Origin of the sequence: Salmonella sp. SA14318 (assembly GCF_029866905.1) — a bacterium.
GTDB classification, from domain to species: Bacteria; Pseudomonadota; Gammaproteobacteria; order Enterobacterales; family Enterobacteriaceae; genus Salmonella; species Salmonella enterica.
Genome location: NZ_CP123282.1, coordinates 2,928,367 through 2,947,292 on the forward strand (window position 1 = coordinate 2,928,367; position 18,926 = coordinate 2,947,292).

Sequence of the window (18,926 nt, forward strand, 5' to 3'; positions counted from 1 at the left end):
GTAGGCATCTGCCGCCAAAATTGCGCTAAATCAATCTCCTTGCACATTATGGCAGAAATCCCTTTTATCCCTTTGTTCACAGGCATAATCTTAAACATGTATATTAAATATAACTTTAAAAGGTGTGACCATGTTTTGTGTGCAATGTGAACAAACCATCCGTACACCAGCCGGAAACGGCTGCTCCTACGCGCAGGGAATGTGCGGTAAAACGGCTGAAACGTCCGATCTGCAGGATCTGCTGATTGCGGCTTTGCAAGGTTTGTCTGCCTGGGCGGTGAAGGCCCGTGAATATGGCATCATTAATCACGACGTTGATAACTTTGCGCCGCGCGCGTTTTTCTCCACGCTGACCAACGTTAACTTCGACTCTCCGCGTATCGTCGGCTACGCCCGTGAAGCGATTGCTATGCGTGAAGCGTTGAAAGCCCAGTGCCTGAGCGTGGATGCTAATGCGCATTGCGACAATCCGATGGCCGATCTGCAACTGGTCAGCGACGATCTGGGCGAACTGCAACGTCAGGCGGCGGAATTTACCCCGAACAAAGACAAAGCCGCCATTGGCGAGAACATCCTCGGCCTGCGTCTGCTGTGCCTGTACGGTCTGAAAGGCGCGGCGGCGTACATGGAACACGCGCACGTTCTCGGTCAATACGACAACGACATTTACGCGCAGTACCACAAAATCATGGCCTGGCTGGGCACCTGGCCTGCTGACATGAACGCGCTGCTGGAGTGCGCAATGGAAATCGGCCAGATGAACTTCAAAGTGATGAGCATTCTGGATGCCGGTGAAACCACCAAATACGGTCACCCAACGCCGACTCAGGTCAACGTCAAAGCGACTGAAGGCAAGTGCATTCTGATCTCCGGTCACGATCTGAAAGATCTCTACAACCTGCTGGAGCAGACCGAAGGCACCGGCGTTAATGTCTACACTCACGGTGAAATGCTGCCCGCACATGGCTATCCGGAACTGCGTAAATTCAAGCATCTGGTCGGTAACTACGGCAGCGGCTGGCAGAATCAGCAGGTCGAGTTCGCCCGCTTCCCTGGCCCAATCGTGATGACTTCTAACTGCATTATCGACCCGACCGTGGGCAGCTATGACGACCGTATCTGGACCCGTAGCATCGTCGGCTGGCCGGGCGTTAGCCATCTTGAAGGCGATGACTTCGGGCCGGTCATTGCCCAGGCGCAGCAAATGGCGGGCTTCCCGTATAGCGAAATTCCGCATCTCATCACCGTCGGTTTTGGCCGTCAGACCCTGCTCGGCGCTGCCGATACGCTCATCGATCTGGTCAGCCGTGAAAAACTGCGCCACATCTTCCTGGTCGGCGGCTGTGACGGCGCGCGCGGCGAGCGTAACTACTTTACCGATTTCGCCACCAGCGTACCGGATGACTGCCTGATCCTGACCCTGGCGTGCGGTAAATATCGTTTCAACAAACTGGAGTTCGGCGACATCGAAGGGCTGCCGCGTCTGGTCGATGCCGGTCAGTGTAATGATGCTTACTCCGCGATTATTCTGGCGGTGACGCTGGCGGAAAAACTGGGCTGCGGCGTCAACGATCTGCCGCTATCGCTGGTGCTCTCCTGGTTTGAGCAGAAAGCGATCGTGATTCTGCTGACGCTGCTGTCATTAGGCGTAAAAAATATTGTCACCGGGCCGACCGCGCCGGGCTTCTTCACGCCGGATCTGCTGGCTATCCTCAACGAGAAGTTCGGTCTGCGCTCCGTGACCACCGTTGAAGAAGACATGAAGCAATTGCTGAGCGCGTAAGGAGGTCAATGATGACGATGCCAACCTCACAATGTCCCTGGCGAATGCAGGTGCATCACATCCGTCAGGAGACGCCGGATGTATGGACAATTGCGCTATTATGCCATGACTACTACCCTTACCGCGCCGGGCAGTATGCGCTGGTGAGCGTGCGTAATTCAGCGGAAACGCTGCGCGCCTACACCCTTTCGTCTACGCCGGGCGTCAGTGAATATATTACGCTGACCGTTCGTCGGATTGACGATGGCACGGGTTCACAGTGGTTGACCCATGACATCAAGCGCGGCGATTACATCTGGCTGTCTGATGCAATGGGCGATTTTACCTGTGACGATAAAACAGAAGATAAGTTTCTGCTGCTCGCCGCCGGTTGTGGCGTAACGCCAATCATGTCGATGCGTCGCTGGCTGGCGAAATACCGCCCGCAGGCCGACGTGCAGGTCATCTTTAACGTCCGTTCGCCGGATGATGTGATTTTTGCCGACGAGTGGCAACAGTATCCGGTCACGCTAGTGGCGGAAAATCATGCCACGGAAGGTTTTGTCGCGGGCCGTCTGACCACGGAATTATTACAGCGCGTACCGGATTTGGCATCGCGCACCATCATGACCTGCGGCCCGGCGCCCTATATGGATTTCGTAGAACAGGGCGTGAAAGCGCTTGGCGTAACGCGCTTCTTTAAAGAGAAGTTCTTCACGCCGGTGGCGGAAACGGCAACCAGCGGCCTGAAATTCACCAAGCTACAGCCAGCGCAGGAATTTTATGCCCCGATCGGTACGACGCTGCTGGAGGCGCTGGAGAGTAATAAAGTACCGGTTGCCGCTGCCTGTCGGGCAGGTGTTTGCGGCTGCTGTAAAACCAAAGTCGTTTCCGGCGACTATACGGTGAGCAGCACCATGACGCTGAGCGAGGCGGAGATTGCCGAAGGTTACGTACTGGCCTGCTCCTGCCATCCGCAGGGCGATCTTGTTCTCGCATAATCGGTAAACGTTCCATTGTAGGCCCGGTAAGCGTTAGCGCCACCGGGCGATTTGCCGCTCGCTTCATCCTTTCGCCCCTCTCTCCGTCAAAGAAAAACGTCATCGTCATCTTCAACTAAACTTGTAACCGTTATCACATTTAAGGAGATGGAGAACCATGAAACAAACCGTTGCTGCTTTCATCGCCAAAACGCTGGAACAGGCTGGCGTAAAACGAATCTGGGGCGTCACTGGCGACTCCCTGAACGGCCTGAGCGATAGTCTTAATCGTATGGGAACCATTGAATGGATGCCAACCCGCCACGAAGAGGTCGCCGCTTTCGCCGCCGGCGCACAAGCGCAGCTTACCGGCGAGCTGGCAGTGTGCGCCGGTTCATGCGGACCGGGCAACCTGCACCTGATCAATGGCCTGTTTGATTGCCACCGTAACCACGTCCCTGTTCTGGCGATCGCCGCCCATATTCCGTCCAGTGAAATCGGTAGCGGTTATTTCCAGGAGACCCACCCGCAGGAGTTGTTCCGTGAATGCAGCCACTATTGCGAGTTGGTTTCCAGCCCGGAGCAGATCCCGCAGGTACTCGCCATCGCCATGCGCAAAGCGGTGCTAAACCGCGGCGTCTCCGTGGTCGTACTTCCTGGTGACGTAGCGCTGAAACCTGCGCCTGAAAACGCCGTCACTCATTGGTACCATGCCCCGCACCCCGTCGTCACTCCGGCGGAGGAAGAGCTGAAAAAACTGGCGCAACTGCTGCGCTACTCCAGCAATATCGCATTGATGTGCGGTAGCGGCTGCGCGGGCGCGCATGAGGAGTTGGTCGCGTTGGCGGCAAAACTAAAAGCGCCAATCGTTCATGCCCTGCGCGGCAAAGAGCACGTTGAGTACGATAACCCTTATGATGTGGGAATGACCGGCCTGATTGGCTTCTCTTCTGGCTTCCACACCATGATGAACGCCGATACGCTGATCCTGCTCGGCACCCAGTTCCCCTACCGCGCCTTTTATCCGAGCGATGCCAAAATCATTCAGATTGACATCAACCCGGGCAGTATTGGCGCGCACAGCAAAGTCGACATGGCGCTGGTGGGCGATATTAAAGCCACGCTTCGCGCCCTGCTGCCGCTGGTGGAAGAAAAAAGCAATCGTAAATTCCTCGATAAAGCTCTGGAGCACTATCGGGACGCCCGTAAGGGACTTGATGACTTAGCCAAACTCAGCGATAAAGCCATCCATCCACAATATCTGGCGCAACAAATTAGCCATTTCGCCGCTGACGACGCTATTTTTACCTGCGATGTCGGCACGCCGACCGTCTGGGCGGCCCGCTATCTAAAAATGAACGGCAAGCGCCGCCTGCTGGGTTCGTTTAACCACGGGTCAATGGCCAACGCCATGCCGCAGGCGCTCGGCGCTCAGGCCACCGCGCCGGGTCGTCAGGTTATCGCGATGTGCGGTGATGGCGGCTTCAGTATGCTGATGGGCGATTTTCTCTCGGTGGTACAGATGAAGCTGCCGATAAAAATCGTCGTCTTTAATAACAGCGTGCTGGGCTTTGTGGCGATGGAAATGAAAGCCGGCGGCTACCTTACCGACGGTACCGAACTGCACGACACCAATTTCGCGCGTATCGCCGAAGCCTGCGGCATTACCGGTATTCGCGTGGAAAAAGCCGCAGACGTGGACGGAGCGCTACAGCGCGCGTTTTCCATCGATGGCCCGGTACTGGTTGACGTGGTCGTGGCAAAAGAAGAGCTGGCGATCCCGCCGCAGATCAAACTGGAACAAGCGAAAGGCTTTAGCCTGTACATGCTGCGCGCCATTATTAGCGGCCGCGGCGATGAAGTGATCGAACTAGCGAAAACGAACTGGCTAAGGTAAAACAGTGCACATCACCTTTTAAAATCCAGGGATGTGCCATGATTGATTTACGCAGTGATACCGTTACCCGACCGGGCCGCGCCATGCTCGAGGCGATGATGACCGCCCCGGTCGGGGACGACGTATACGGCGATGACCCTACCGTTAACGCCCTTCAGCGCTACGCCGCCGACCTTTCCGGTAAAGAAGCGGCGCTTTTTTTACCCACCGGCACCCAGGCCAATCTGGTCGCGCTGCTTAGCCATTGTGAACGCGGCGAAGAGTATATCGTCGGTCAGGGCGCGCATAATTATCTCTATGAAGCTGGCGGCGCGGCGGTGCTCGGCAGCATTCAGCCGCAGCCCATCGACGCCGCCGCGGACGGTACGCTGCCGCTGGAGAACGTGGCGGCGAAGATTAAAGCGGATGACATCCACTTCGCACGCACGCGCTTGCTCAGTCTGGAAAATACGCATAACGGGAAAGTGCTGCCGCGCGCGTATCTGAAAGACGCCTGGACGTTTACCCGCGAACGTGGGCTGGCGCTGCACGTTGACGGCGCCCGAATTTTTAACGCGGTGGTTGCCTACGGCTGTGAGTTAAAAGAGATTACGCAGTATTGCGACTCTTTTACCATCTGCCTGTCAAAAGGTCTCGGAACGCCGGTCGGTTCGCTGCTGGTCGGCAACCGCGATTACATTAAACGCGCGACGCGCTGGCGTAAAATGGTCGGCGGCGGAATGCGTCAGGCCGGGATTCTGGCAGCGGCCGGACTGTATGCGCTGAAGCATAACGTGGCGCGTCTGCAAGAGGATCATGACAACGCCGCCTGGCTGGCGCAGCAGCTTCGCGAAGCGGGCGCGGAGGTCATGCGCCACGAAACGAATATGCTGTTTGTTCGCGTTGGCGAAGCACAGGCCGCCGCGCTTGGCGACTATTTGCGGGAACGGAATATCCTGATTAACGCCGCGCCGATTGTGCGTCTGGTGACGCATCTGGATGTCTCTCGCGAACAGCTTGCCGATGTCGTCGCCCACTGGCGCGCCTTTTTAGCCCGCTAAGGAGAGCAACGTGGCGCAACGCATTCTGGTTCTCGGCGCCAGCGGCTATATCGGCCAGCACCTGGTCTTTGCGCTAAGTCAGCAAGGGCATCAGGTGCGGGCGGCGGCGCGGCGCGTGGAACGTCTGGAAAAACAGCGCCTCGCCAACGTCAGTTGTCATAAGGTCGATCTGCACTGGCCGGAAAATTTACCCGCGCTGCTTCGCGACATTGATACCGTTTACTATCTGGTACACGGTATGGGCGAAGGCGGCGATTTTATCGCCCATGAGCGTCAGGCGGCGCTCAACGTGCGCGACGCGCTGCGCCAGACGCCGGTTAAGCAACTTATTTTCCTCAGTTCATTGCAGGCGCCGACGCATGAGCAATCCGATCACCTGCGCGCCCGCCAGCTTACGGCTGACACGCTGCGCGACGCAGGCGTGCCGGTGACGGAATTACGCGCCGGGATCATCGTCGGCGCAGGCTCCGCCGCCTTCGAAGTCATGCGTGACATGGTTTACAACCTGCCAATACTCACGCCGCCGCGCTGGGTGCGTTCGCGCACCACGCCCATCGCTCTGGAAAATTTACTCTACTACCTGGTCGGCTTGCTGGACCACCCTGCGCACGAGCATCGTATTCTGGAAGCCGCCGGGCCGCAGGTATTAAGCTATCAGCAGCAGTTTGAACGTTTTATGGCCGTCAGCGGTAAACGGCGTCCGCTGATCCCGGTGCCTTTTCCGACCCGCTGGATTTCGGTCTGGTTTTTAAACGTCATTACCTCCGTGCCGCCGACTACCGCAAAAGCCTTAATCCAGGGGTTAAGGCACGATTTGCTGGCCGATGACGCCGCGTTAAAAAAGTTGATCCCCCAAACGCTTATCACCTTTGACGACGCCGTTCGCCGCACGCTGAAAGAAGAAGAAAAACTGGTGAACTCCAGCGACTGGGGCTACGACGCGCTGGCCTTCGCCCGCTGGCGTCCCGAATACGGCTATTTTCCAAAGCAGGCGGGCTTTACCGCGCAGACCCAGGCCAGCCTATCGGCGCTCTGGCAGGTCGTAAATCGGCTGGGTGGCAAAGAGGGCTATTTTTTCGGCAATATTTTGTGGCAGACGCGCGCCGCGATGGACCGTCTGGTGGGGCATAAACTGGCGAAAGGCCGCCCGTCGCATACTTTGCTCAAGCCTGGCGATACGGTAGATAGCTGGAAAGTGATCATTGTCGAGCCAGAAAAACAGCTCACGCTCTTGTTTGGCATGAAAGCGCCGGGTCTGGGGCGGCTTAGCTTCACGCTGCACGATAAAGGTCGCTACCGCGAAATTGACGTGCGCGCCTGGTGGCATCCACACGGAATGCCGGGCCTGATTTACTGGCTACTGATGATCCCGGCGCACCTGTTTATTTTCCGGGGAATGGCAAGGCGTATTGCCCGACTTGCAGAACAAATCACAGAAAAATGAGAAAAAGTTGCTGTATTCTTTCGTGTTTCCCATTGCATACCGACGTAATTCACGGAAGAATGCGCACGACGGTTTATTAAACACAGTGGATTGATATGAAGGTACTGGTTACCGGCGCCACCAGCGGCTTAGGTCGAAACGCGGTTGAATTTTTGCGCAATAAAGGCATCAGCGTCAGAGCGACGGGTCGCAATGAAGCGATGGGCAAGCTGCTTGAAAAAATGGGCGCGGAATTCGTCCATGCGGATTTAACCGAACTGGTCTCCTCGCAGGCTAAAGTGATGCTCGCCGGGATCGACACGTTGTGGCACTGCTCCAGCTTTACCTCGCCCTGGGGAACCCAACAAGCTTTCGATCTGGCGAATGTTCGCGCCACCCGCCGCCTGGGAGAATGGGCGGTCGCCTGGGGCGTGCGCAATTTTATTCATATCTCCTCTCCCTCACTCTATTTTGATTACCACCATCACCGTGATATCAAAGAGGATTTCCGTCCGCATCGGTTTGCCAATGAGTTCGCCCGCAGTAAAGCCGCCGGCGAAGAGGTGATTAATCTGCTGGCGCAGGCCAATCCGCAAACACGTTTTACGGTGTTACGTCCGCAAAGCCTGTTTGGCCCGCACGATAAAGTATTTATCCCACGTCTGGCGCATATGATGCACCATTACGGTAGCGTCTTATTACCGCACGGGGGCAGCGCGCTGGTCGATATGACCTACTATGAAAATGCGATCCACGCCATGTGGCTGGCCAGCCAGCCGGGCTGCGATCATCTGCCTTCTGGCCGCGCTTATAACATCACTAACGGCGAAAACCGCACCTTACGCAGCATCGTACAAAAGTTAATTGATGAACTGTCTATCGACTGCCGCATTCGCTCTGTGCCTTACCCGATGCTGGATATGATCGCCCGCAGTATGGAGCGCTTCGGCAAAAAATCCGCCAAAGAGCCCCCGCTAACGCATTACGGCGTGTCAAAACTGAATTTTGATTTTACGCTCGATACAACTCGCGCGCAGGACGAGTTGGGCTACCAGCCCATCGTCACGCTGGACGAAGGCATTGAGCGCACCGCCGCCTGGCTGCGCGATCACGGAAATTTACCGCGTTAATCCTGGCCGTACTTCTCCAGTAATGCTTCGGCAATCGCCTGCGTTTCGGCATCTGCGATACCGTTCCATTGCGCCGGACGGAAGTGCATCTGGAACGCCATAATCACCCGCTGCTGCTCGCGCGCCGTCATATCGGCTTTGACTTCATAGCCATAGCGCGAGAGTAACGCAAGCACCGTTGCGATATCGACTGGCGTATACGGCGCGCGTCCAGCCAGATAAAACGCCACACGCTGGGCGTCAGGCCAGGCGCCAATCCCCTGTGCCGCCAGCTCGCGCCACGGGAAGCGCGGGCCGGGATCGTCTTTACGCTGCGGCGCGATATCCGCATGGGCCACCACATTCTGCGGTTTGATGTTATAGCGCGCGATAATATCCTTCGCTAACGGAATCAATGCCTGAATTTGCGCGGATTCAAACGGCGCGAAAGATTTCACCCCGCCGGACATTCGCCAGCCGCGATTTTCCAGCTCAATGCCAATAGACGTATCATTGAGACGCGTGGCGCCTCGCCAAAAACTGACGCCCGCATGCCAGGCCTGATCCTGTTCCGGCACCAGTTGCCAGATGCGCGGTTTACCGCCATATAATGGCGGGGTTGCGGGAATCAGGTAATGCGAACTGACGTTGCGGCCCGTTAACGTCGCCAGCGAAACGTCAAAGTTTTCCGCCGTATAGTGAATCACCAGGACTTTAATGCGCGGATAGGCCGCCTGCGCCCGATGTCGGGTATCAAGCTGATATCCCTCTTTATCGATAATTCCTTTTTCGCTCGCGCAGCCTGTTAACAGCAACGCGAGACCCACCAGCCACAGTAGCGCTCTCATCGGCGCGTTTTCACCGCCGTTCCGCTGACGCTGACCATCAGCATACTGCCATCCTTGCCGACAGTTTCGTAATCAATATCGATGCCTACCACCGCATCGGCGCCCAACGCTTTAGCCTGCTCGCCAAGTTCCTGAAAAGCAATTTCACGCGCTTTACGCAGCTCTTTCTCATACGCGCCGGAACGTCCGCCGACGATATCCCGAATGCCGGCGAAAAAATCGCGGAAAATATTGGCGCCTAAAATGGCTTCGCCCGTCACCACACCGCAATACTCCACGATGCTTTGTCCTTCCAGCGTTGGGGTTGTTGAAAACTGCATAGTGAATCTCCCGGGTTAGCTAAGCACACGATCTCAAACGCATTATCAAGCTGATACGCTATCATTGAAAGGATATAATTGATTATCGTAGATCGGTTTTTGCTCGATCGCCTATAAGGAAATCATCATGCGCTATTCTAAACTCTCTTTGCTCATCCCGTGCGCGCTTCTGCTTAGCGCCTGTACGACCGTCACTCCCGCCTACAAAGATAATGGCCCGCGTATCGGCGCGTGTGTGGAAGGCGGCCCGGACAGCGTGGCTCAACAATTTTACGACTACCGTATTCAACACCACAGCAATGATATCGCCGCGCTTCGCCCCTACTTGAGTGATAACCTGGCGAAATTGTTGACCGACGCCAGCCGCGATACGGAGCACCGCCAGTTGATGAGCGGCGATCTGTTCGCCAGCCGCGCTACGCTGCCGGATAGCGCCAACGTCGCCAGCGCATCAACCATTCCGAACCGAGATGCGCGCAACATTCCTCTGCGGGTGGCGTTAAAACAGGGCGATCAAAGCTGGCAGGATGAAGTGCTTATGATTCACGAAGGCTCATGCTGGGTGATTGACGACGTTCGCTATCTGGGCGGAGATGTCCATGCCCCTGCCGGTACGCTGCGCCAGTCGATAGAAAACCGTTAACAGCCAGTATTCCCCCGCTTTTGCACCCATAACCCCGTAAATTGTCTGGCATTCTGCCCGGGATGCCGACAATTCTTCTTACCTACTATTCCTCCTGCTATTTTGTGCTATGTTTAGGGAAGAATGTGGGATATATTTAACTTTTAACGCATAAATATTGCATAACTATTCTGCGAAAGGTACTATCTGCGGCTTCAATAGCTATCAGACTGCCTGTATACGAGTGTCAATGAGTATTCAATTAAACGGCATTAATTGCTTTTACGGCGCGCATCAGGCGCTGTTCGATATCACGCTGGATTGCCCCGAAGGCGAAACGCTGGTGTTGCTTGGCCCAAGCGGGGCGGGTAAAAGTTCGCTGCTGCGTGTACTCAATCTGCTTGAGATGCCGCGCTCCGGCACTCTGACTATCGCCGGGAACCATTTTGACTTTACGAAAACGCCGTCCGATAAGGCGATTCGTGAGCTACGTCAAAATGTCGGAATGGTCTTTCAGCAATATAATCTTTGGCCGCATCTCACCGTTGTGCAGAATCTGATTGAAGCGCCCTGCCGCGTACTGGGTCTGACAAAAGATCAGGCGCTGGCGCGCGCAGAAAAGCTGCTGGAGCGTTTACGTCTGAAGCCATATAGCGATCGTTATCCGTTGCACCTTTCCGGCGGTCAGCAGCAGCGCGTCGCGATTGCCCGCGCGCTGATGATGGAGCCGCAGGTGCTGCTGTTTGATGAACCGACCGCCGCGCTGGACCCGGAAATTACCGCTCAAATCGTCAGCATTATTCATGAGCTGGCGGAAACGAACATTACTCAGGTGATCGTTACGCATGAAGTCGAAGTGGCGCGTAAGACCGCCAGTCGTGTGATTTATATGGAAAATGGTCACATCGTCGAGCACGGTGATGCGGGTTGCTTTGCTCACCCTCAGACCGAAGCGTTCAAAAACTATCTCTCTCACTAAGATTCGGGACAATGACAATGAAAAAAGTTCTGATTGCCGCGCTAATTGCAGGCTTTAGCCTTTCCGCTACAGCAGCCCAGACCATTCGTTTTGCGACCGAAGCGTCCTATCCGCCGTTCGAATCGATGGATGCTAATAACAAGATTGTCGGCTTTGACGTCGACCTGGCCAACGCGCTATGTAAAGAGATCGACGCCTCCTGTACCTTTACCAATCAGGCGTTCGACAGCCTGATCCCCAGCCTGAAATTCCGCCGCTTCGACGCTGTAATGGCGGGAATGGATATCACGCCGGAACGTGAAAAGCAGGTGCTGTTTACCACGCCATATTACGACAACTCCGCGCTGTTCGTGGGTCAGCAGGGCAAATACACCAGCGTCGATCAACTGAAAGGTAAGAAAGTCGGCGTACAGAACGGTACGACGCACCAGAAATTCATCATGGATAAGCATCCGGAAATCACCACCGTACCGTATGACAGCTATCAGAACGCGAAGCTGGATCTACAAAATGGCCGTATCGACGCTGTTTTCGGCGACACGGCGGTCGTGACCGAATGGCTGAAAGCCAATCCTAAGCTGGCGCCGGTCGGCGATAAAGTCACCGATAAAGATTATTTCGGCACCGGCCTGGGTATCGCGGTACGTCAGGGCAACACCGAGCTGCAGCAGAAATTCAATACTGCGCTGGAAAAAGTGAAGAAAGATGGGACTTACGAGACCATCTATAACAAATGGTTCCAGAAGTAATCTTTGATGAACGAATTTTTTCCTTTAGCAAGCGCCGCCGGGATGACCGTCGGCCTTGCCGTCTGCGCGCTGATCATTGGCCTCGCGTTAGCCATGTTCTTTGCCGTCTGGGAGTCCGTAAAATGGCGCCCGATTGCCTGGATAGGCTCCGCGCTGGTCACTATTTTGCGCGGCCTGCCGGAAATTCTGGTGGTGCTGTTTATCTATTTCGGCTCCTCGCAACTCCTGCTTACGCTGTCTGACGGGTTTACCCTCCATCTCGGCTTTACGCAGATCCCGGTGCAAATGGAGATTGAGAACTTTGACGTCAGTCCGTTCCTGTGCGGCGTGATTGCGTTGTCCCTGCTGTATGCGGCCTATGCGTCGCAGACGCTACGCGGCGCGCTGAAAGCCGTTCCGTCTGGTCAGTGGGAGTCGGGTCAGGCACTGGGATTATCAAAGACGGCGATTTTTTTCCGTCTGGTGATGCCGCAGATGTGGCGTCACGCCCTGCCAGGGCTGGGTAACCAGTGGCTGGTGTTGCTAAAAGATACGGCTCTGGTCAGCCTTATCAGCGTTAACGATCTGATGTTGCAGACCAAAAGTATTGCCACACGCACCCAGGAACCGTTTAACTGGTACATTATTGCGGCGGCTATTTACCTGATCATTACGCTGATCAGTCAGTACATTCTCAAACGCATAGACCTGCGCGCGACACGTTTTGAGCGGAGGCCGGACTAATGCTTGAGTATTTACCTGAACTGCTAAAAGGGCTACACACCAGCCTGACGCTGACCGTGGCTTCTATTGCCGTCGCTTTGGTGCTGGCGTTAGTTTTTACCATTATCCTGACACTAAAAACGCCGTTCGTGGTGTGGCTGGTGCGCGGCTATATCACGTTGTTTACCGGTACGCCGTTGTTGGTGCAAATTTTCCTGATCTACTACGGACCCGGTCAATTCCCGACACTGCAAGAGTATCCGCTACTCTGGCATCTACTGTCTGAACCGTGGCTGTGCGCACTGATCGCGTTGTCGCTAAACAGCGCCGCTTACACGACGCAGCTATTTTATGGTGCGATTCGCGCGATTCCGGAAGGTCAGTGGCAGTCCTGTAGCGCGCTGGGGATGAGTAAGAAAGATACGCTGGCGATTTTGTTGCCCTATGCGTTTAAACGCGCCCTCTCCTCCTATTCTAATGAGGTGGTACTGGTCTTCAAAAGTACCTCGCTGGCCTATACCATCACCTTGATGGAAGTCATGGGGTACAGTCAGTTGCTCTATGGTCGTACCTACGATGTGGTGGTATTTGGCGCGGCAGGCGTAATTTACCTGGTCGTCAACGGTCTATTGACGCTGATGATGCGGTTGATTGAGCGTAAAGCCCTGGCGTTTGAGCGGCGCAATTAACCAGGCAGGATAAGGCATTCTCGCCGCCGTTCGACAATGGTCAGATGGCGCTGCGCTTATCAAGCCTACGATGCATAATATTGAATAAATCCGACGGACAAGTGGTTAACCTGTCCGTCTTTTTTTATCCATTTTAAAATATTTAATCATTTTTATTGCATATAAATTCAATTAATGGCATTGTAAATCTATGCCGCAGACACGGCGCATAATCATAAGATTACGGGAGTGACATCATGAAAAAGTTAGTTCTGGCTGCATTACTCGCCTCTTTCGCCACTGGCAGCATCGCCGCTGAAAAAATCAATTTCGGGGTTTCCGCCACCTATCCCCCGTTTGAATCCCTGGATGCGAGTAATAAAATTGTGGGCTTCGATATCGATCTGGCAACCGCATTATGCAAGCAAATGCAGGCAGAATGTACTTTTACCAATCATGCTTTCGATAGTCTTATCCCGGCGCTGAAATTCAGAAAATATGATGCCGTCATTTCCGGAATGGACATTACCCCGGAGCGCAGTAAGCAGGTCGCCTTTAGCAATCCCTATTATGCGAACTCCGCGCTGGTGATTGCCAAAAAAGACACCTATAAAACCTTTACCGATCTAAAAGGTAAGCGTATCGGTATGGAAAATGGCACCACGCATCAAAAATATCTCCAGGATAAACATCCGGAGGTCAAAACCGTGGCCTACGACAGCTACCAGAATGCGATTATCGACCTGAAAAATGGCCGTATTGACGGTGTCTTTGGCGATACCGCAGTGGTCAATGAGTGGCTGAAAACGAATCCGCAACTGGGTCCGGCAACAGAGAAAGTGACCGATCCGCAATACTTCGGTACCGGACTTGGCATCGCGGTGCGCCCGGACAATAAGGCGTTGCTGGAAAAACTGAATAATGCGCTGGCCGCCATTAAAGCGGACGGCACTTATCAGAAAATCAGCGATCAGTGGTTCCCGCAGTAAAACGTATGTGGTTAGCCCACAGTGTTGCGAAATGGCAGTATAAATACCTTATTCAGCCCACGGGCCGCCATCGGAAACTATCCTGGCCTGATAAGCGCAGCGCCATTGAGCATTCTACAGTTTGTCATCAGTCTCAAAGGCCTGCATCAACAGGCGATTCGGACTAATACTTGCCGGGTGACGCTAACGCGTACCCGGCTTACAACATTGTTACGTTTTAGATAACATCCAGACCCAGACGGCGATACTGCTCCGCCGGAGCATCATTTTCTTTCATCAAACGGATAAGTAAGTTGATCATCCTTGCTTCGATGGCCTCATCATGAATAGGATGCAGCTGCTGCGGATCGTCTCTGAGATCAAACAAGAGATGACCAAAGCTATTCACACCTTTATATTTTTCCCTGGCCGGAATACGTAATACCTGAAGCCCTTTAGTAAAGTTAAACGGAGGTGCCAGAGATAATTTTCCCAGTTCATCCACGTCATAACGCGCATTCATCTTGATCGGCATTAACGTGTAGTTCGCAATGTCATGCTCACGCCCCGGCTGCGCGGCCCGCATATAAACATAGCGTCCGTCGGTAACATTAACATGTCCGCTAAACACGCCAAACAGCGCGCCTTCCCTGACGGGTTCATCACTGGCAATGACTTTCGCCAGCGGTTGGCCCTGCATATCTGCGGGAATAGGTTGCTGAAAATAATCCAGTAGCGTTGGCGCCCAGTCAATCATCTGCACCAGCGACTGCCGTCGCGCTCCGCATACCGCGCTGCGCGGGTCCCAGATAAACAGCGGGTTATTCGCCACCTCGTTATAATAGGGCATTTGATTTTTAGCCCACCAACCGTGCTCCCCCAGCAAGAAGCCGTGATCGGTACCGACAATCAGCATCGTATCGCGCCAGAGATCGTGTTCATCCATCAGATCAAGGATACGTCCCAGATTGCGGTCGCACATGGAAACCAGGGCCCGATAACGACAGCGAATATGCGCTATCGCCTCCTCACTTTCACTGACTTTGCCGCGCGGCCAGTCATAATGCGGGCCTTGCCACTCATCGTCATAGAGCGATAAATATTCCTCGGTGGTATAAAACGGTTCATGCGGATCGAACGTCTCAACCTGCAATAACCAGTTATCTTCGGCATGATTTTTATGGATAAAATCGCACCCGGCGTCAAAAACTTTCGTCTGGGGAAAATCGGCTTCCTGCTGGATGTATTCGCGGTTCGCCCAGTCATGACGCCATAGCCCGGAAACGCCGCCTCCGGTTTGTTTTTGTGGAACGCGCAGTACTTCCGGAATGGGCGGCTCGCCAACGCTCGCCTTCCAGTGATCGCCCTCCTGACCGCGTACTACGTCCCAGGAGCTATAGCGGTTATGGTAGTTACCGCCGCCGTCTTCCCAGTAATGCAGGTGATCGCTGATAAGATGGGTGTAGATCCCCGCTTTTTTCAATAATTCCGGCATGGAATCATCAAAGGGTTCCAGCGGCCCCCACTCACGATGCAGAAAGTTATAGCGCCCGGTGTGCAGTTCCCGACGCGCTGGCATACAGGGCATACTGCCGACATAACTATTGTCAAAGGTGGCGGCATGTGCCGCCAGGCGTTGAAAGTTAGGCGCTTTCGTTAGCAAATCACCATAGGGCGGCAAATAGTTTTTATTCAGACTGTCAAACAGCAGAATAATCGCTTTCATGACTCACCCTCATTTGTTGAGCAGGTGCGGAAAATTTTTCTCTACCACATCGTAAATCTGTTTACCTATTGATTCGCCATCCATGATATTTTCAATGGGAATGAGATATTGTCCGTGTTTAGGATCGAGGCTAACAACATCAAGCAATTTTTTCGAAATCGCATAAATATCTGCCCAGTCGGTAAATCCACCGACCTCTCCCGCTGCCGTATGCTCCATATCAAAAGAGAAGTCATATTTTGCTAACGCTTTTTTAACAACAGTCTGTAACATTACGCTACTGCCTACACCATAACCGCATACGAATAAAATATTTACAGAATCTTTCATAATAAAATCCTTTATATAAACCGAATCAATTAAATGGAATAAGGACCAAGATGGAACGTTGAAGCAATAAATTTCAGTAATTCACAAATTGCAGGCCACAGAGTCGCCCAGTCAAATATTCCCGTCCAGCCCACGCCTTCTTTTGCCAGCCCGGTTAAAGGAATGGCCCATACCGTACCGAAAGTCTGAATAATCCCTAACAGGAAAGTACAAATAATAACGGAACGATATCCCCCCATTCGGTTGGCTAATACGCCGATGGGACCGCCGGAAAAGAAGAGCGGAACAAAACCAGGCAATACCATAATAGGGCTATGGATGAGCAGCAGAATGCCCATGGAAAAAATCGTGCCGAAGGTACAAAAGACGAATCCCAGCGTAGCCGCGTTCGGCGAAAAAGGTAATAAAGCAGCAACATCCACAGCCGGTATAGCGTTAGGAATAAAGCGATCCTGCCATCCTTTAAACGAACCGTTAATTTCGCCTACCATCATCCGCACGCCCTGCAGCAAGATGACCATATACATAGAGAATTGCAGGCCCAGATTGATGATATAAATATACCAGGGTTTGCCTTTCGCCATTAACTGTACGTTATCGATCCCTGTCGCCAATAGAAAACCGCCAACGAAGAGCGTCATCACAATGGCGATTGCCGTCACGTTGTGGTTAAAAATGGCTAACCAACCGGGAAGTTTCAGGTTTTCGGCGTCATGCTTTTCCGGATCGCCGAATTTATGCGCGAATTTCGAGAAAAACCACAGTCCCAGCATCTGGTTATGCGCAATGGTAAAACCGGCGTTATTGGTCACTTTGGCGATGGGTTTAACAATAAGCGTAGTTGAAAACGCCCAAAAGACCCCGGTCAATACCCCGGCAATCACAATGGATTGTACCCAACCGAACTCCAGCCAGAAGACGATTAACCACAGTACCGCCTGTGAATGAGAGACCCCGGTATTACCGGTAAGAAATATACCTTTTGCGCCGGTATAACGGCCAAATAAAACTAATAACAGGTTAGTAAAAAACGCCAGTACAAAAACGTATCCTACATAGCCGAAATTATCGCCCAGCGCTATTTGCGTCGCGGCTTTCATGGCATATGAATCCATTAAGTATCCATGCACGCCATAAGCTTTGCTGACTGCCTCTGCAACCGGTTTAAAAGTGGCTGAAAATTGAAAGCCGCCAAATAACACCATCATCAAACCGACCATCGCGCTGATCATACCGGTGATAATTTTTATAGGCGTCTTTTTATCCAGCGCATAGCCAACACCGACTAATATCCCAATTAATATTGCCGGTTCAGTTAAAAACGTTTGAATAACATCTATAAATTTGGCAAACATCGTCTGAACGCCCTCCATAAGCGTGCCTATTCGTTGTCATGATTGACCCCTTTACTGACGTTACGTATTGCTTCGCTGATGCTATTGAAAGTTACCCGATAAACCACCTTGTCTAATTTTGCCTTACACGCACTGTAATAATCAAAATTAGTCATTAAAAGATTTAAAGTGATTATTTGTGATTTGATTTGCAAAAATAGGGTAATATATAACCACGATCGATCGGAGTTTTTTATCGATCGATCATGGTTATTATTATTTATGGATAATTAGATAGTTAATATAGATATTTTGTATGTCTGGCTTTTGGCGCTACAGCCTGCAAAGCAGTGTTAACACTTCATAATGCGCGGTATGCGGGAACATATCGAAAAGCTGAACACGTTGAATACGGTAGTTCGGCAGATGACGAATATCCTGCGCCATCGTCTGCGCGTTACAGCTTGAATAAATAATAAAACGCGGCGCCATTTGTGCAAGGTAATCGCACAACGGCTTGCCAATGCCGCGGCGGGGAGGATTCACCAACACCAGGTCGGGCGTTTCACCTTGTGCGGTGGCGAATTGGGTGGAATCCAACGCCTGGAAATGAAGGCGGGTCAATCCCAGCTCGGCAGCGGATTGCTTCGCGCAGGCAATCGCCTCCGGCGCGATCTCAATACCGGTTAATTGCATCTGCGGCGTCGCGCAGTGCAGGCCGAATCCGCCCACTCCGCAAAAAAGATCCCACATATGGCGTACCGGCAGTTGCCCTACCCAGTCGCGCGCCGTCGCATATAATCGGCTGGCGACCGTAGGGTTGGTCTGAAAGAAACTTTGCGGGCGAATCCATAGCGGCACATCGTTAAAACGTTCCGCCAGCGCCTGCTGATCCGTCAGGTAGATTTCCGTCTCCCCTTCCATAATCGCCATATGTACCGGCTGGATATTTGCGGTGATCACTCTGAGCTGCGGCAGTTGCGCGCGCAGCCACGGTAACGCCGCGCGCAGTTGCGTAAGTTTGTTTTCTGAACGCAACACGAAGCGTAGCATCATGCCACCATCGAACTGACTTTCCGTCAGCAACAGGTATTTCAGTTCGCCGCGTTTTCGCGCCACGTTATAAGGCGTGAGTCCGGCACGGGCAATAAAAGGTTTTAGCGCGCTGAATACGGGGGCAAAGGAGGCGGGATACAGCGGGCAGCCGCAAAGATCGACCGGCGTACCGTCGCGATGCAGCATCCCGAAGAGCGGTTTTTCTACACTACCGCTCACGACCATTTTCGCTTTGTTGCGGAAACGCTGTTCCGGGCCTCCAGTCGGCGCGCACCACTGTTCAACAGGCAGCCCGGCCAGCAAACGATGTAAATCGGCTGTTTTTGCGGAAAGTTGTTCGTTAACCGACTGCGTAATCCATTGACAGGAACGGCAGCGACCCGCGTCATAGAGTGCGCACTGCATACCAAAAA

At 53.3% G+C, this 18,926-nt stretch carries 18 protein-coding genes; 12 read left to right on the forward strand and 6 right to left on the reverse strand.

Annotated elements, in window-relative coordinates:
* The first annotated feature begins 130 nt into the window (after window positions 1-130).
* The 6 genes from hcp (at window position 131) to QEN32_RS14125 (ending at window position 8,232) form a co-directional block, all read left to right on the forward strand.
* Window positions 131-1,783 (forward strand): hydroxylamine reductase, encoded by a 1,653-nt coding sequence (gene hcp, locus QEN32_RS14100; RefSeq protein WP_000458794.1) that lies wholly within the window; start codon window positions 131-133, stop codon window positions 1,781-1,783.
* Window positions 1,784-1,794: 11 nt separating this feature from the next.
* Complete coding sequence (hcr, locus tag QEN32_RS14105; protein WP_133308366.1) at window positions 1,795-2,763, forward strand: NADH oxidoreductase; 969 nt, start codon at window positions 1,795-1,797, stop codon at window positions 2,761-2,763.
* Window positions 2,764-2,920: 157 nt separating this feature from the next.
* Window positions 2,921-4,639 carry a ubiquinone-dependent pyruvate dehydrogenase gene (poxB, locus tag QEN32_RS14110; protein WP_000815324.1) on the forward strand — a complete coding sequence of 573 codons (1,719 nt, stop codon included), beginning with the start codon at window positions 2,921-2,923 and terminating at the stop codon, window positions 4,637-4,639.
* A gap of 38 nt (window positions 4,640-4,677) precedes the next feature.
* Entirely contained in the window at window positions 4,678-5,679 is a 1,002-nt protein-coding gene (gene ltaE, locus QEN32_RS14115) for a low-specificity L-threonine aldolase (protein WP_000566346.1), read from the forward strand.
* A gap of 10 nt (window positions 5,680-5,689) precedes the next feature.
* The gene (locus QEN32_RS14120) at window positions 5,690-7,123 is read left to right on the forward strand and encodes an SDR family oxidoreductase (RefSeq protein WP_197391927.1); all 1,434 of its coding nucleotides are present in this window, start codon (window positions 5,690-5,692) and stop codon (window positions 7,121-7,123) included.
* A 95-nt stretch (window positions 7,124-7,218) separates the two neighbouring features.
* On the forward strand, window positions 7,219-8,232 hold the full coding sequence (locus QEN32_RS14125; RefSeq protein WP_000866903.1) for an NAD(P)-dependent oxidoreductase: 1,014 nt from the start codon (window positions 7,219-7,221) through the stop codon (window positions 8,230-8,232).
* On the opposite strand, the gene QEN32_RS14130 is transcribed toward QEN32_RS14125, so the two are convergent.
* Together QEN32_RS14130 and QEN32_RS14135 are read right to left on the reverse strand one after the other, a co-directional pair.
* Window positions 8,229-9,059 (reverse strand): N-acetylmuramoyl-L-alanine amidase, encoded by an 831-nt coding sequence (locus QEN32_RS14130; RefSeq protein WP_265322341.1) that lies wholly within the window; start codon window positions 9,057-9,059, stop codon window positions 8,229-8,231. The genes QEN32_RS14125 and QEN32_RS14130 overlap by 4 nt on opposite strands.
* Window positions 9,056-9,379 carry a heavy metal-binding domain-containing protein gene (locus tag QEN32_RS14135; RefSeq protein WP_001160725.1) on the reverse strand — a complete coding sequence of 108 codons (324 nt, stop codon included), beginning with the start codon at window positions 9,377-9,379 and terminating at the stop codon, window positions 9,056-9,058. Before QEN32_RS14135 ends, QEN32_RS14130 begins: the two co-directional genes overlap by 4 nt.
* A gap of 127 nt (window positions 9,380-9,506) precedes the next feature.
* Here QEN32_RS14135 and QEN32_RS14140 point away from each other — a divergent pair, with 127 nt between their 5' ends.
* From QEN32_RS14140 to artJ, 6 genes are all read left to right on the forward strand, one after another.
* Window positions 9,507-10,022, forward strand: coding sequence for a lipoprotein (locus QEN32_RS14140; protein WP_265322342.1), 516 nt, complete (start codon window positions 9,507-9,509; stop codon window positions 10,020-10,022).
* 229 nt (window positions 10,023-10,251) lie between these two features.
* Complete coding sequence (gene artP / locus QEN32_RS14145) at window positions 10,252-10,980, forward strand: arginine ABC transporter ATP-binding protein ArtP (RefSeq protein WP_000027186.1); 729 nt, start codon at window positions 10,252-10,254, stop codon at window positions 10,978-10,980.
* Window positions 10,981-10,997: 17 nt separating this feature from the next.
* On the forward strand, window positions 10,998-11,729 hold the full coding sequence (gene artI, locus QEN32_RS14150) for an arginine ABC transporter substrate-binding protein ArtI (protein ID WP_000756586.1): 732 nt from the start codon (window positions 10,998-11,000) through the stop codon (window positions 11,727-11,729).
* Window positions 11,730-11,735: 6 nt separating this feature from the next.
* On the forward strand, window positions 11,736-12,452 hold the full coding sequence (artQ, locus tag QEN32_RS14155; protein ID WP_057464587.1) for an arginine ABC transporter permease ArtQ: 717 nt from the start codon (window positions 11,736-11,738) through the stop codon (window positions 12,450-12,452).
* Complete coding sequence (gene artM, locus QEN32_RS14160) at window positions 12,452-13,120, forward strand: arginine ABC transporter permease ArtM (RefSeq protein ID WP_000895397.1); 669 nt, start codon at window positions 12,452-12,454, stop codon at window positions 13,118-13,120. The genes artQ and artM overlap by 1 nt, the downstream gene beginning before the upstream one ends.
* 236 nt (window positions 13,121-13,356) lie before the next feature.
* Entirely contained in the window at window positions 13,357-14,088 is a 732-nt protein-coding gene (artJ, locus tag QEN32_RS14165; RefSeq protein ID WP_000737538.1) for an arginine ABC transporter substrate-binding protein ArtJ, read from the forward strand.
* Between the two features lie 217 nt (window positions 14,089-14,305).
* Here the strand turns inward: artJ and QEN32_RS14170 are convergent, their stop codons facing one another.
* From QEN32_RS14170 to rlmC, 4 genes are all read right to left on the reverse strand, one after another.
* Window positions 14,306-15,793 carry a sulfatase gene (locus tag QEN32_RS14170; protein WP_080213151.1) on the reverse strand — a complete coding sequence of 496 codons (1,488 nt, stop codon included), beginning with the start codon at window positions 15,791-15,793 and terminating at the stop codon, window positions 14,306-14,308.
* 9 nt (window positions 15,794-15,802) lie between these two features.
* The gene (locus QEN32_RS14175; protein ID WP_000655399.1) at window positions 15,803-16,123 is read right to left on the reverse strand and encodes a PTS sugar transporter subunit IIB; all 321 of its coding nucleotides are present in this window, start codon (window positions 16,121-16,123) and stop codon (window positions 15,803-15,805) included.
* A 29-nt stretch (window positions 16,124-16,152) separates the two neighbouring features.
* Entirely contained in the window at window positions 16,153-17,496 is a 1,344-nt protein-coding gene (locus tag QEN32_RS14180; protein ID WP_265322343.1) for a PTS sugar transporter subunit IIC, read from the reverse strand.
* Between the two features lie 294 nt (window positions 17,497-17,790).
* Window positions 17,791-18,918, reverse strand: coding sequence for a 23S rRNA (uracil(747)-C(5))-methyltransferase RlmC (rlmC, locus tag QEN32_RS14185; RefSeq protein ID WP_265322344.1), 1,128 nt, complete (start codon window positions 18,916-18,918; stop codon window positions 17,791-17,793).
* Between the last annotated feature and the right edge of the window lie 8 nt (window positions 18,919-18,926).

Coding starts and splice junctions, on each gene's coding strand:
- hcp (WP_000458794.1), top strand. CDS start 131: ATGTTTTGTGTGCAATGTGAACAAACCATCCGTACACCAGCCGGAAAC.
- hcr (WP_133308366.1), top strand. CDS start 1,795: ATGACGATGCCAACCTCACAATGTCCCTGGCGAATGCAGGTGCATCAC.
- poxB (WP_000815324.1), top strand. CDS start 2,921: ATGAAACAAACCGTTGCTGCTTTCATCGCCAAAACGCTGGAACAGGCT.
- ltaE (WP_000566346.1), top strand. CDS start 4,678: ATGATTGATTTACGCAGTGATACCGTTACCCGACCGGGCCGCGCCATG.
- QEN32_RS14125 (WP_000866903.1), top strand. CDS start 7,219: ATGAAGGTACTGGTTACCGGCGCCACCAGCGGCTTAGGTCGAAACGCG.
- QEN32_RS14130 (WP_265322341.1), bottom strand. CDS start 9,059: ATGAGAGCGCTACTGTGGCTGGTGGGTCTCGCGTTGCTGTTAACAGGC.
- QEN32_RS14135 (WP_001160725.1), bottom strand. CDS start 9,379: ATGCAGTTTTCAACAACCCCAACGCTGGAAGGACAAAGCATCGTGGAG.
- QEN32_RS14140 (WP_265322342.1), top strand. CDS start 9,507: ATGCGCTATTCTAAACTCTCTTTGCTCATCCCGTGCGCGCTTCTGCTT.
- artP (WP_000027186.1), top strand. CDS start 10,252: ATGAGTATTCAATTAAACGGCATTAATTGCTTTTACGGCGCGCATCAG.
- artI (WP_000756586.1), top strand. CDS start 10,998: ATGAAAAAAGTTCTGATTGCCGCGCTAATTGCAGGCTTTAGCCTTTCC.
- artQ (WP_057464587.1), top strand. CDS start 11,736: ATGAACGAATTTTTTCCTTTAGCAAGCGCCGCCGGGATGACCGTCGGC.
- artM (WP_000895397.1), top strand. CDS start 12,452: ATGCTTGAGTATTTACCTGAACTGCTAAAAGGGCTACACACCAGCCTG.
- artJ (WP_000737538.1), top strand. CDS start 13,357: ATGAAAAAGTTAGTTCTGGCTGCATTACTCGCCTCTTTCGCCACTGGC.
- QEN32_RS14170 (WP_080213151.1), bottom strand. CDS start 15,793: ATGAAAGCGATTATTCTGCTGTTTGACAGTCTGAATAAAAACTATTTG.
- QEN32_RS14175 (WP_000655399.1), bottom strand. CDS start 16,123: ATGAAAGATTCTGTAAATATTTTATTCGTATGCGGTTATGGTGTAGGC.
- QEN32_RS14180 (WP_265322343.1), bottom strand. CDS start 17,496: ATGGAGGGCGTTCAGACGATGTTTGCCAAATTTATAGATGTTATTCAA.
- rlmC (WP_265322344.1), bottom strand. CDS start 18,918: ATGCAGTGCGCACTCTATGACGCGGGTCGCTGCCGTTCCTGTCAATGG.